At 38.9% G+C, this 12,932-nt stretch carries 12 protein-coding genes; 5 read left to right on the forward strand and 7 right to left on the reverse strand.

The genetic code is table 11. The features are described 5' to 3' along the window. Nucleotides 1-23: 23 nt before the first annotated feature. The 7 genes from Q0791_RS14455 to Q0791_RS14485 form a co-directional block, all read right to left on the reverse strand. A complete protein-coding gene (locus Q0791_RS14455) occupies nucleotides 24-467 on the reverse strand; it encodes a low molecular weight protein-tyrosine-phosphatase (RefSeq protein ID WP_299007712.1) in 444 nt (147 codons plus the stop codon). Between the two features lie 80 nt (nucleotides 468-547). Further along, nucleotides 548-1,720: a polysaccharide export protein gene (locus tag Q0791_RS14460; RefSeq protein ID WP_299007715.1), complete on the reverse strand. Its 1,173-nt coding sequence runs from the start codon at nucleotides 1,718-1,720 to the stop codon at nucleotides 548-550. Nucleotides 1,721-2,673: 953 nt separating this feature from the next. Next, nucleotides 2,674-2,916, reverse strand: a complete 243-nt coding sequence (locus Q0791_RS14465) for a hypothetical protein (protein WP_299007718.1) — start codon at nucleotides 2,914-2,916, stop codon at nucleotides 2,674-2,676. Next, on the reverse strand, nucleotides 2,870-3,448 hold the full coding sequence (locus Q0791_RS14470) for a thymidine kinase (protein WP_299007720.1): 579 nt from the start codon (nucleotides 3,446-3,448) through the stop codon (nucleotides 2,870-2,872). The genes Q0791_RS14465 and Q0791_RS14470 overlap by 47 nt, the downstream gene beginning before the upstream one ends. 197 nt (nucleotides 3,449-3,645) lie before the next feature. Continuing rightward, entirely contained in the window at nucleotides 3,646-5,214 is a 1,569-nt protein-coding gene (locus tag Q0791_RS14475; RefSeq protein ID WP_299007723.1) for a Na+/H+ antiporter NhaC family protein, read from the reverse strand. Between the two features lie 445 nt (nucleotides 5,215-5,659). After that, nucleotides 5,660-6,583, reverse strand: a complete 924-nt coding sequence (locus Q0791_RS14480) for an FAD-binding protein (RefSeq protein WP_299007725.1) — start codon at nucleotides 6,581-6,583, stop codon at nucleotides 5,660-5,662. Then, nucleotides 6,583-7,332 (reverse strand): electron transfer flavoprotein subunit beta/FixA family protein, encoded by a 750-nt coding sequence (locus tag Q0791_RS14485; RefSeq protein WP_299007728.1) that lies wholly within the window; start codon nucleotides 7,330-7,332, stop codon nucleotides 6,583-6,585. Before Q0791_RS14485 ends, Q0791_RS14480 begins: the two co-directional genes overlap by 1 nt. 332 nt (nucleotides 7,333-7,664) lie before the next feature. On the opposite strand from Q0791_RS14485, the gene Q0791_RS14490 reads away from it, so the two are divergent. The 5 genes from Q0791_RS14490 to Q0791_RS14510 all read left to right on the forward strand — a co-directional run bounded on the left by Q0791_RS14490 (nucleotide 7,665) and on the right by Q0791_RS14510 (nucleotide 12,765). Beyond that, nucleotides 7,665-8,057, forward strand: a complete 393-nt coding sequence (locus tag Q0791_RS14490; RefSeq protein ID WP_299007732.1) for an H-NS family nucleoid-associated regulatory protein — start codon at nucleotides 7,665-7,667, stop codon at nucleotides 8,055-8,057. A 1,112-nt stretch (nucleotides 8,058-9,169) separates the two neighbouring features. Beyond that, nucleotides 9,170-9,559 (forward strand): Rcs stress response system protein RcsF, encoded by a 390-nt coding sequence (gene rcsF / locus Q0791_RS14495; RefSeq protein ID WP_299007735.1) that lies wholly within the window; start codon nucleotides 9,170-9,172, stop codon nucleotides 9,557-9,559. Between the two features lie 24 nt (nucleotides 9,560-9,583). Beyond that, a complete protein-coding gene (tsaA, locus tag Q0791_RS14500; RefSeq protein WP_299007737.1) occupies nucleotides 9,584-10,309 on the forward strand; it encodes a tRNA (N6-threonylcarbamoyladenosine(37)-N6)-methyltransferase TrmO in 726 nt (241 codons plus the stop codon). A 37-nt stretch (nucleotides 10,310-10,346) separates the two neighbouring features. Beyond that, nucleotides 10,347-10,958 carry an acyltransferase gene (locus Q0791_RS14505; protein ID WP_299007740.1) on the forward strand — a complete coding sequence of 204 codons (612 nt, stop codon included), beginning with the start codon at nucleotides 10,347-10,349 and terminating at the stop codon, nucleotides 10,956-10,958. Nucleotides 10,959-11,058: 100 nt separating this feature from the next. Then, nucleotides 11,059-12,765: a proline--tRNA ligase gene (locus Q0791_RS14510; protein WP_299007744.1), complete on the forward strand. Its 1,707-nt coding sequence runs from the start codon at nucleotides 11,059-11,061 to the stop codon at nucleotides 12,763-12,765. The last annotated feature ends 167 nt before the right edge of the window (nucleotides 12,766-12,932 follow it).

Consider the following 12,932-nt stretch of genomic DNA (forward strand, 5'->3'; position numbering starts at 1 on the left):
ATGGTAAAGTGAACTGCACTGAGCTAGCTTATTTTATTCGCCCAAGCATTGGCCGATCGCTCAATGAGTGCATAAGCGTGCTCAAAGGCTTCTTGACTCAGTTTATAAGGATCAGGAATATCTTGCTGGCCTATCCACTGACCAAAGAGCATGGTTTTTCCTCGTGCGGCAGGTGCAATGCTAGATACCGCATCAATATGCCCTTTCTCCATCACTAAAATCAAGTCATACTCTTGACACAATTCAATGGTTAATTGCCTGGCTTTATGGGAGGTTAAATCTATATCATGTTGCTTAGCAATTTGAATCGCCATGCTATCGGCGGGTTTTCCCGACAAGCGACTTTTCTCTGTGGCAATTCCCGCCGAATCCACTTGCTTATTGGGCAGCAACTTTTTAAGCAAATATTCTCCTGAGGGCGAGCGACAAATATTGCCCACACATACGACTAAAATTTTATTAAACATGCTTTTTACCAAAAATAGTTCATAGTAAGACTCAATAGAAAAATCACTCTCACTAAGATTTTTAATTCAAAAAAGAATAATCACCAAGAAAGTGTTCGATTATAACTAGCAGATAAATAATTAATACTCAGAAAAGTCGGAATCAAATTATTCATGACTCTATTCCAACGAGATATAGGTGCTGTGGTCACATAAACAATGTCATAAGGTTGCATCTCAAATGACGATCCTATCACCATAGCAGTGGCATCGGAAATATCCAGCTGATAGACATTTGCAACAGGGCCCAGCTCATGTGCATTTTGCTCACCATCCTTGCCTTCTTTATTTAAATGCCTGTTTCCTCTAATAACAAACACCCCAGTTGCATCAGACTCTGTTTGATCTAAGCCGCCAACTTCACTCAAAGCTTCCGTTAAACTCATACCCGCTCTATCAATGGTAATGGTTTTCGGTGTTTCCACTTCTCCCATGACAAAGACTTTTTGGCCATCATTTCTGGGCACATGAATAATATCCCCCGCGCGCAATAAATGATTCTGAGTAAGATCCCCTTTTTGCATAAGCGCATACAGAGACACTAGAATCTCTTCACCATTTCGCGTCAAAGTGACATTGCGCCAGTCTGCCTCTTTTGCTAAGCCCCCCGCTTGATTGATAGCATCAAGCAAAGTTAATGGCACATTAGTTATAGGCTGTTTGCCTGGCTTTTTCACTTCCCCCGTTACATAGGTTTTTTGTGAACGAAAGTTGGCCACATTCACATCCACCTGCGGGCTTTCTATGTATTCAGCCAGCCTTTTAGACATTTCATCACGAATTTCAACAACGGTTTTGCCTTCAACGGTGACAAAACCAATATAAGGATAATAAATTCGTCCATCGGTATGCACCCAATTTCCAGACTCTGTCGTACTTCGATAAGAGCCTGCTGGAATAGTGAGCTCTGGATGATCCCAAACTGTTACATTAAGAATATCAGCCGGCCCTACACGATACTGATAGTTAGCGATCTCCTCATCCATACTAGGATTTACTGCCGCTGTCGGGCTAGGCGTTCTATGTGCACTGACAAACTTTGGCGTTAATTCATAGACATTAACCAATGAATCAAAATCAGCCTCTTCCTCAGCAGCCTGTGTTTCTTTAATAATATTTTTACCTGATGTGCTTAAATATTGCCCTGGCGTCACACATGCAGTAACAAAAGTCGACATTAAGCCAATGATGACTAACTTAGAAAATTTATTCATGATTAATATTGAAAACTAATTGAAAAACAAAGTAAAAACAAGGGGTAGCAAAGAGATAAGCAAGTAAAGCATCTCTATGAAATGACATAAAACATCATAACGAACACGAGTACGCGTCTAATATGTGAGGTCTAAATTTGCAAGCGCTAAATTTGTAACTTTCAGCTCACTCATTAAAAACAAAAGTAAACCAAAGTAAACTAAACCGAGAGTAGACCATTTAAATCCCTTTAAAATGATAAAAATAAAATTTAGGCACGCTACCGCCCATGAATTGCGGCTTCCATAATGCCATAAACACTTGAAAATTAGTGAGATAAACTAATTTTTTACTTTAACAACACAGTACACAGCAATCGTACAACAAAAACGGATATTAAATTACTCAAAGCTTCATGGGCAATAAAACATACCTTCCGCTTTCATTTTGTTAACATCAAACCATTTTTAATGCAAAAGCTGTTTATCTCTTGTTAAGCGCCGCACATGATACACCATAACTGACAGTAAAGTTGATAAAAATGCGTAAATTTACGCATTTTTTGATTTCAAACCTTCAATGGCGCATTTATTGACCAACAGAAAAAACACATGTGTAAAATACAGTCATGTGTTATGAACTTTCTTCACCGAGCACAGCAGGTAGTTGGAGCTTTTACCTTTGTCAATGTGAACTGCAGAGCTATTTCACTATTCTCTTTAAAAAAACCTAAATGGCTCTTTAAAACGAAAATAAATTGCTCTTTAAAATAAACATAAATGATAGAGCTTGCGGCAAAGAGAATAAAGGAGGGAAATACATAATAAAATAAGACTAACGTAGCAACCTGGCGATGCTTTTTCATAAAAACGGGTATCTAGAAAAACCAGAAAAACTCACCTTTGGAAAGGTGAGATCATATCAAAGCTCAACACAAATCATTCAAATACTACAGGATTAATAGAAATACAGATTATTCCCAAATGAGTGTTCTAAAATGCTTACGGCAAACAGACCCATATCGCTCATTACCGCCGATTGCCACTTGCTCTCCTTCACTAATAGGCTTTCCTTCTCCATCAAGCCTGAGCACCATATTTGCTTTTCGGCCACAATGACAAATGGTTTTAAGCTCGATCAACTTATCGGCCCAAGCCAATAAATACAGATTATTCCCAAATGAGTGTTCTAAAATGCTTACGGCAAACAGACTCATATCGTTCATTGCCGCCGATTGCCACTTGCTCTCCTTCGCTGATAGGCTTTCCTTCTCTATCAAGCCTGAGCACCATATTCGCTTTTCGGCCGCAATGACAAATGGTTTTAAGCTCGATCAACTTATCAGCCCAAGCCAATAAATATTGACTGCCCATAAATAACTCACCTTGAAAGTCTGTTCTTAATCCATAACATAAAACAGGAATATTCAACTCATCGACAACTTTAGTCAGCTGTTTCACTTGGGCTTTAGAGAGAAATTGACACTCATCCACTAAAATACAATCTAGCTTTGTTTTATGGACTTCATCCATCACAACTGAGAATAAATCATCACCTTGACTAAAAACATGGGCATCAGACTCAATGCCTATTCGAGAAGTCACTTTACCTACACCATATCGATTATCAATGGACGCCGTCATGACTAAGGTATTCATTCCCCTTTCCCGATAATTGTAGGAAGACTGTAATAGTGAAGTCGATTTCCCCGCATTCATTGCAGAATAATAAAAATAAAGTTGTGCCAAACTTGTTATCCTTGATTGTTAAAGTTGCTGAGCAATTTACCCTATAAAAATGCCGTGATCTGTGACTCGAACACGGCATTGAATAATAGTAAGTAAGAGATATCACTGCTCGAATTAGCAGAAGATCAAACCACTCATATATTAAGTGATGAATGTATCAAACCATCGTCCTATCACACAAGAACGCTAACAAGTCACTAGTATCGACCTTGATTTGATTTCATTCTTAATAAAATTACACTCATTACAAACAATAAACTGCAAGTAATAAAGCCTATGGTCACTGAGCCTGTAAAACCAAGCACTAAATAACCCACTAAACTGATCCCTGCCACAATAAGCGTATAAGGTAACTGAGTCATCACATGATCAATATGATGGCAACTTGCCCCAGTGGACGATAAAATGGTGGTATCTGAAATGGGTGAACAATGATCGCCAAACACAGCGCCAGCTAATACTGCAGCAAGCATAGGTAACATCATCGCACTGTGACTGCCCATGGCCATATCAGCAGCAATGGGTAACATGATCCCAAAAGTCCCCCAGCTGGTTCCAGTAGCAAAAGCAGTCAATCCTGCTAATACGAATAAAACAGCAGGCAACATTTCAAAAGGGATATTGCCCGTCGCTAAGCTCGCCATGTATTTACCGGTTTCTAATTGGCCTATTACACCGGCAATAGTCCAAGCAAACATGAGAATATAAAGTGCGGGAAGCATGGAGCGCGCGCCCATATTCATGCCTTTTAGGATCATTTTTTTATCTATGCCTTGCACTATACTCATGGCTAAGGTCACGATAAGCCCGATAATGGCACCAAAAAATAATGATGAACCCACATCGGTATTTTCAAAAGCACCAATGATGTTAAAAGGTAAACCTTTATCAGTCAGTACATCCGCACCACTACTGATCATAAAATACAAGGTGGCGACTACCAAGACTGAAATAGGTAAAAATAACCCTAATATTTTCCCTGTACTCGCTTCTGGTAAATCAGAAACAGCTCCTGGTGGCAGTCCTTTCGCTTCATCATATAAATTACCTTTTTGTGCATTAAGTTCATGCTCTCGCATTAAACCCACATCTAGTCCCATTAAGGCTACACAAATTAATAGTAATAAAGCAAAAATGGCATAAAAGTTCATTGGGATCATTTGAACAAAAACACTTAAATGCCCCGAATCTGCAAAACCATGAGCCGTTAAAATCCCACCAATGAGGGCGATAATATAAGCCCCCCAACTGGATACTGGTGAAATGACGCAAATAGGCGCCGCAGTCGAGTCCAGTAAATAAGCCAGTTTACTGCGAGAAACATAATATCTGTCTGTTAACGGTCTTGCGACACTGCCCACCACCAAACTATTGAAATAATCATCAATAAAAACAACACAGCCAAGAAAAATCGTCAACAACTTTGCATCCCGCTTATTGCGAATATGCTTTCTTGCCCACTCAGCAAACGCTCTTGCTGAACCACTGACAGTGATTAAAGCGGTGATCATGCCAAGCAACACTAAAAAAGCCAGAATATACAAATTCCAACTGTTAAAGGCACCATCCTCCCAAACAAGACTGGTCACTTTAGCAGACAAATATTGCCCCGTACCAATCAAAGAGAAATCAGTTAAAAGAAGACCACCAATAAGGATCCCCAATCCAAGAGAAAGTAATACGCGGCGAGTGATCATCGCCAACACTACTGCTACCACAGGCGGCAGCAAAGAAAGAGCCGAATCGGCATAGCTTATAATTGTCATTTATCTTCTTCGCTAAATACAAATGGAGGACAACTGAACTGGTGGGGTTTAGTACTTATCCTGTTCTGGTAACGCATTATAGCTGCCATCAATCAAATCAACATGAATTTACTCATCATCCTAACGAGCAACACCATAATAAAACATCAGTATTCCTAGTTTACATCGACTCTATCAAGATCATCAAACTTATTGATAAACGAACTTATTGATAAAAATCAAATAAACACTTAATACAACAATGTTATTCTTGCACTACTTAACCAACCTCAACAACCCACTGTAAATCGACACGCGCCACATAAAAGCACAAGCGGCGAAAGGGAGCGAGCCTTTTGCCACTTTTCATGATCTCAGTCACATATTGCAGCCGTGTAAAAGTACAATGTTCAATAATGATAAGCAAGTATTGATTTTAATTATCTACCGGTGACTGAGGTATAGCCTAAACGGCATTCGTCATTTCGGGTACTGCTTCAAAGAGATCAGCCACTAAACCGTAATCAGCCACTTGAAATATGGGTGCTTCAGGATCTTTGTTAATGGCCACTATCACTTTTGAATCTTTCATACCTGCCAGATGTTGAATCGCTCCCGATATACCTGCGGCAATATAAAGATCTGGCGCAACAATTTTGCCCGTTTGTCCAACTTGAAGATCGTTCGGTACAAAACCTGCGTCAACGGCTGCACGTGATGCGCCTATGGCTCCACCGAGTTTATCAGCAAGCGCCTCTAGAATTTTGAAGCTCTCACCACTGCCCATTCCTCGTCCGCCAGAAATAATAACACTTGCACCGCCCAACTCAGGTCGCTCTGATCCAGTTAATTGTTGAGACACAAAAGACACTTGTGGCGCAAAAAGAGTATCGATTGTCATTAAGGATGCGCTGCCATTCATATCAACGGCATCAAACGCACTAGAACGAACCGTAATCACTTTTTGACTATCTAAACTTTGTACTGTCGCCAACGCATTACCTGCATAAATAGGGCGTACAAAGGTATCTGCAGATATCACTTTAACCACTTCAGATATTTGAGACACATCTAATAAAGCGGCAACACGAGGCAACACGTCTTTACCGACACTGGATGCTGCACCTATGATCACATCGTAATCTTTGGCCATTTCAGTGATTAATAACGACATATTTTCAGCTAAATGGTTCGCGTATTCTACCGAGTCAAGATAAAGAACTTGCCTAACATTTGATAGTTTTTGCGCTTCACTGGCAACTTGATGGCATTGGTGGCCGACAACCAATACATCATAGACATCACCTATCTCTTGTGCGCAGGTGACCACTTTTGCAGTATCAAGTTTCAAACTGACATTATCATGCTCTGCTAATATTAATATTGCCATCAGATCACCTTCGCTTCATTTTTCAATTTTGCCACTAATTCATCCACAGATTTTACGATAACACCCGCACTTCTTTTCGCCGGTGGCGTAACACTTAATATTTTTTGATGCTGCTTTAAAGACACTGCTAATGAATCAGGGGATATCACTTCCAGCGGCTTACGCTTGGCTTTCATAATATTAGGTAATTTGGCATAACGCGGTTCATTGAGGCGAAGATCAGAAGTGATAACCGCAGGAAGGGGGAAAGTTAATGTTTGTAAGCCACCATCAACTTCACGGGTAACTGTCAGTTCATGCCCTTCTAGCTGCACTTTTGATGCAAATGTTGCTTGAGGCATTTTCCCCAACGCCGCTAACATTTGTCCTGTTTGGTTATTATCCCCATCAATCGACTGTTTGCCCAATATAACAAGCTCAGCTTGCTCTTTTTCTTGAATCGCATGTAATATTTTTGCGATAGAAAGCGGCACTAATTCATCATGGGTTTCAACATGAATCGCTCTATCTGCACCTAAAGCTAATGCTGTACGTAGCTGCTCCTGAACAGCTTTAGCACCAATACTGACCACAACCACTTCTTGCGCCTTTCCAGACTCCTTTAGTCGAACCGCTTCTTCAACTGCTATTTCACAAAAAGGGTTTATTGCCATTTTTAAATTCGCGGTATCAACTTCTTGAGTGTCAGTATTCACCCTAACCTTCACATTAGCATCGACGACACGTTTTACTGGTACCAATACTTTCATAAAGCTTCCTTGTACGTCTTGATATTTACACTGGTTCATGACATTTCAAAAATGGATATCTTCAAGCCTCAATGACACCCAATCTTCACCACACTTTACTTACTGTTGACGTTAACGTCAATCAGATTCAAACGTTCGTTTTTATTTGTGTTTAATTTATATCCACACAAAAGCAACAATTTCGTCAAAAATACATTAAAAAAGTATTTTTTTTATTTAAAAACCAAATAATATTCAATTATTGCAATATTTATTTGATCCAAGGCTAAATAGTTTCTATTATTCGTACTTGAATATAAAAACTTTCTACATTGGATTGGATCTAAATAACTATGAGCGAATTTCTAGATATATTAACACATGGACGTCGATTTAAAGCAGCGGTTAAGGAGTTAAGCCTAGAGCAACTTCAAGATCTTGCAGCAAAGCTTGATAAAATCATTGAAGAAAAGTCTTCTCAAGCAGAGGCTGATAGTAAAGCGCTTGCCGAGCGTAATGCTAAAATCGAAGAAATCCGCAAGCAAATGGAAGCTGTTGGATTATCCGTTGACGATATTGGTGGAGCAGCAGTTAAATCTGCGCCAAAAAAACGCGCACCTCGTCCGCCTAAATATAAAATCAATGTGGACGGTGAAGAAATTACATGGACTGGACAAGGTCGTATGCCTACCGTTTTTAAAGCGGAACTAGACAAAGGTCGTAACATGGAAGACTTTCTTATTTAAGAATACACTCCACTCATTAATAAAAAAAGCTCAGTTTAACTGGGCTTTTTTTATAGAATTTCTGATACATTTATTGAAATATTGTTTTATCTTCTGAAGTGCATACAGGCACCAGCTAGTTATGGTAAGTAGTTATGGGAGGTATCATAAGCTTATGAATAATAATAATTTAATAGTTTTACTTGTCATTTAATTATTATTGTAAACCGCTTCCAGCCCTTTCAATATAATCACTTTATTCATTTTCTTTTTTAATTTTTGAACTATTTCACAATAAGAAAGTCTATAATTCTTAATCTCTTTTTTATCAAGGATAGAACTTAATGATGCCAATTTAACTACCAAAAGGTATAATGGCTTTCATTCAATCAATATTCACCATTGTTAATATTTACTCGTCTATTATTCATTCGTAGGGTAACATCAGAAAAACACCTAATGTAAAATATAACTGTATTCCAATAGCGTCGAAAGCATTTTCCATTAACCAAAGTTCATTTTTGTAAAATAAAGAGAATAAGTATTTGTGCAAATAAACTTCAAATATTTTTTCTTACACTGAGTTGGCAATATAAATAACCCCCTTAACACTTAGGTTCGATCATGAAAATATCATCATTTTCATTCAAAAAATTTTTAATCTCACAATACTGACCCAACCGAGTATCCTAGCTATTCCCCCTCTATTAAACTTTTTTAATTCCCTCACCACACTCCTAAACCAAAGTGATAATTTAATTCAGCATAGATAAAGAACAATCAATGAACACTGTCATCTTGATAATTTATTCATCATTATTACGTGCAACAATGTATTTCTTTTAGCTTATTGTAAAACCGTATTTTACGCATTCTATACCGACGTAAAATCACAAAAATAGACGTGTTCTTCCCAATTTAAAATGAATATCTAAACCTTTTTATACTGAATACCTTTCTGAATCACCATTTTAACGCTAAGCTGTATGTATCCATAAAAAACATGTATTATCTGTGACTTACAGTCTACTAAATGCTGATCTCATCACAAGGATTTCAGTATATTCAACACACGATTTATTGACAAAAATCAAGATTTTTTATTTTAATTTCTAACTAAGGCCTAAATCAATATGAAACCTCTTCTCTCTATTATACTGATTTTACTACTTAATGCTTGTAACAACACTAATTACACCTTTAATAGCAATCTCAACAGAGATGCCATAGAAGATTACTTTAAACCGTCAGAAGTGACTGTTTATGAAGGAGAGGATCAACCATCAGAGCCATTTGAACAAAAAGGCTTAGTCAGAGGAGAAGCCTGTCAAACTCAAAAAAATGGAGTTCCCATCACCTTGGCAGATGCAAGAACACTTGCAAGACGTGCCGCTGCTGATAGAAATGCCAATGGATTAATCATTAAAAATTGTGTTTTAATTGATGAACTCACTCCAGGATGTTTTAGCAGTGCCTTTTGTGTAGGGCAAGCGATTAAAACAACCTCGCGGAAAAACAACTAAAAAACAACCAGAGCTAAAAGATTAATGCATTTTACGAATCAAATTGAAGCCGTTGCTTACTGCCAAACACCTTACAAGCAAAAATTTGGAATACCACGTCAACCAGGATTAGTCCGCTCCGCTAAAGGTAAGATCACACTCCTACCTCCTTATAATCAACCTGATACAATAAGGGGCTTAGAGCGATATTCCCATTTATGGTTGCTTTTTTGCTTTCATGAAACCCTCAAACAAGGCTGGAAGCCCATGGTTAGGCCTCCTCGTTTAGGAGGAAATGATAAATTAGGCGTATTTGCGACACGTTCAACTTTTAGACCCAATGGCATTGGTCAATCAGTCGTTCAATTACATAAGATCGAGCAAAAAGCTGGCCAAGTGAGCCTAGATATTTCTGGAATGGATTTATTGGATGGAACGCCCATTATCGATATTAAGCCTTACATTCCATTTTCAGATGCCATCGACGGTGCCATTGGCGGAATAGCCCAGCAAGCACCTCAATTAGTCAAAGTCATTTTTTCAGCAAAAGCCAAAGCACAATTAAATGAATATAAAGAATATCCTAACTTACCAAGCTTAATAGAAGAGGTCCTCGCTCAAGATCCAAGACCTGGCTATAAAAAAGGAAAAATCGATCTGAAACAATACCAAATTGCCTTGTACGATTTAGATGTTATCTGGCAAGTAAAGGAAGAAACGATTGTCGTGAGTCATATCATACCTTCTAATATCTCAAAATCATCGAAATAGCATACATTAACACTTAACGATTGATATAAAAAACCCCATGCAAGTTGACTATCAAGCACAACATAAACAAAGATTAGCCTATATGCCATGGCTCTATTACAGCCTTAAGCCTAAACACAAATTATGGGCACTTCCTTGGCAAGCACAAATTCAATCACAACTTTGTGCGCTAGAGACCGTCACTATAGGAGAAAACTGTTTCATTGCCCCCCAAGCTCACTTATTTGCCGAACCAGGCCGGAATATCATCATTGGCTCTCAATGTATGATAGCCGCTGATAGTTTTATTCATGGCCCAATCACTTTGGGTGATGAAGTTGCCATTAATCACGGATGCTCGTTAGATGGCGGTCGAGCAGGTATTACTATTGGCAATAAAACACGCATTGCTAACAATGTGACTATTTATGCATTTAATCATGGAATGAGCCCCCAACAAAGTATTTATAAACAAAAAGTCAATTCAAAAGGCATTGAGATTGGTGAAGATGTATGGATAGGGGCACAAGCTGGCATCGTCGATGGTGTCAAAATAGGCTCCTTCAGTATCATAGGAATGGGGGCTGTTGTGACCAAAGATGTTACCCCTTATGCCATTATGGCAGGTAATCCAGCGAAGCAAATCGGGGATCGACGAGATAAATCTTAATTTTCGTAGAATATTTATCATATTCCTGTTTTCATAGGTGACATCAGCAAGCTTAATGATAAAATGTCGCTCAATTACACTTTCAACATGGACATCGGTAATGCGAGTTAGCAAGTACCTACTATCAACAAAAAAAGAAACGCCAGCAGATGCAGAAGTCATTAGTCATCAGCTTATGTTACGTGCCGGTATGATCCGCAAAAATGCATCAGGTTTATACAGCTGGTTACCAACAGGACTCAAAGTACTACGTAAAGTAGAAGCCATTGTTCGTCAAGAAATGATGAAAGCTGGCGCCATCGAAATTTCCATGCCCATGGTACAACCTGCCGATCTTTGGACAGAAACTGGACGCTGGGAAAAATTTGGCCCTGAATTATTGCGCTTTCAAGATAGGCATAATCGTGATTTCGTTTTAGGGCCGACTCACGAAGAAGTCATCACAGATATTGTGCGTAAAGAAGTCAACTCTTACAAACAATTACCGTTAAATTTATTCCAGATCCAAACTAAATTTCGTGATGAAGTCCGCCCCCGTTTTGGTGTCATGCGCTCTCGTGAATTTTTAATGAAAGATGCCTATTCTTTTCATCTTAATCAAGAAACCATGGATGAAACTTATCAATCCATGTTTACTGCTTACAGTAATATCTTATCTCGCATGGAACTGTCATTCCGCCCAGTACTTGCCGATACAGGTTCCATTGGCGGCAGTCTATCTCATGAATTTCATGTGTTAGCCAATAGCGGTGAAGACTTAATTGCTTATTCAACTGAAAGTGATTACGCGGCAAATATTGAAAAAGCCCAAGCTCCACTGCCAACCAATGAGAGAAAAGCCCCGACTCAGACATTAGCTGAACTTGATACTCCCAATGCTAAAACCATTGCAGCACTTGTGTCAGAACATAATATTGCCATTGAGCAAACAGTCAAAACCATCATAGTAAAAGGTGCCAATAACGAAACGCCTCTTGTCGCCTTAGTGATTCGAGGCGATCATGAACTCAATGAAGTCAAAGCTGAAAACTTAAAGGCTGTCCTGTCACCATTAACCTTTGCAGAAGAAGCAGACATTCGTGCGGCGATTGGCGCAGGTCCAGGTTCATTAGGCCCAGTCAATTTATCGATGCCTATCATTATCGATCACAGTGTTAATGTAATGAATGATTTCGTCGCAGGAGCAAATCAAGACGGTAAACACTTCACTGGTATCAATTGGGAACGGGATTTACCACAAGCCGAGACTGCTGATTTACGCAATATCATTGAAGGTGAAGCTAGCCCTTGTGGCCAAGGTAACATAGCCTTACTCCGTGGCATTGAAGTCGGACATATCTTTCAACTGGGCACAAACTACTCCGAGTCAATGCATGCTAATGTACTTGACGAAAATGGAAAATCTAAACCCCTCCTCATGGGATGCTATGGAATAGGCGTCAGTCGTATAGTCGCAGCTGCGATTGAACAGAACCATGACGATCGTGGTATTATTTGGCCTAAAGCCATTGCACCATTCAGTGTTGGCATATTGCCCATGAATATGCATAAATCCCATCGCGTGAAAGATATGGCTGAAAAGCTCTATCAAGATCTCAATGACCTTGGAGTAGAAGTGCTATTTGATGATCGTAAAGAGCGCCCTGGTGTCATGTTTGCAGATATGGAACTTATTGGACTTCCTCATGTGATTGTTATTGGCGATCGTAATATCGATAACGGTGTCTTTGAATACAAAAATCGCCGTACTGGTGAAAAACAAGATATCCCCTTTGTTCAAATAATCGACTTCATAACATCTGCTTAAACATACAAAAAGCCTTTAATGCCATATTAAAGGCTTTTATTTCCCCATTGAATCTCTTTAGTACTCGATAAGATGATCAATATCATGATGCATTGTTCATTGTTCATTGTTCATTGTTCATTGTTCATTGTTCATTGTTCATTGTTCATTGTTCATTGTTCATTGTT

It is taken from the genome of uncultured Shewanella sp. (assembly GCF_947495455.1).
Taxonomy (GTDB): Bacteria; Pseudomonadota; Gammaproteobacteria; order Enterobacterales; family Shewanellaceae; genus Shewanella.

What these genes read in the sequence shown, in the direction of transcription:
- Q0791_RS14460 (WP_299007715.1), bottom strand. Translation starts at nt 1,720, where the DNA reads ATGAATAAATTTTCTAAGTTAGTCATCATTGGCTTAATGTCGACTTTT.
- Q0791_RS14485 (WP_299007728.1), bottom strand. Translation starts at nt 7,332, where the DNA reads ATGAAAGTATTGGTACCAGTAAAACGTGTCGTCGATGCTAATGTGAAG.
- rcsF (WP_299007735.1), top strand. Translation starts at nt 9,170, where the DNA reads ATGAAACCTCTTCTCTCTATTATACTGATTTTACTACTTAATGCTTGT.
- Q0791_RS14505 (WP_299007740.1), top strand. Translation starts at nt 10,347, where the DNA reads ATGCAAGTTGACTATCAAGCACAACATAAACAAAGATTAGCCTATATG.
- Q0791_RS14490 (WP_299007732.1), top strand. Translation starts at nt 7,665, where the DNA reads ATGAGCGAATTTCTAGATATATTAACACATGGACGTCGATTTAAAGCA.
- Q0791_RS14455 (WP_299007712.1), bottom strand. Translation starts at nt 467, where the DNA reads ATGTTTAATAAAATTTTAGTCGTATGTGTGGGCAATATTTGTCGCTCG.
- Q0791_RS14510 (WP_299007744.1), top strand. Translation starts at nt 11,059, where the DNA reads ATGCGAGTTAGCAAGTACCTACTATCAACAAAAAAAGAAACGCCAGCA.
- Q0791_RS14465 (WP_299007718.1), bottom strand. Translation starts at nt 2,916, where the DNA reads ATGAGTCTGTTTGCCGTAAGCATTTTAGAACACTCATTTGGGAATAAT.
- tsaA (WP_299007737.1), top strand. Translation starts at nt 9,584, where the DNA reads ATGCATTTTACGAATCAAATTGAAGCCGTTGCTTACTGCCAAACACCT.
- Q0791_RS14480 (WP_299007725.1), bottom strand. Translation starts at nt 6,583, where the DNA reads ATGGCAATATTAATATTAGCAGAGCATGATAATGTCAGTTTGAAACTT.
- Q0791_RS14475 (WP_299007723.1), bottom strand. Translation starts at nt 5,214, where the DNA reads ATGACAATTATAAGCTATGCCGATTCGGCTCTTTCTTTGCTGCCGCCT.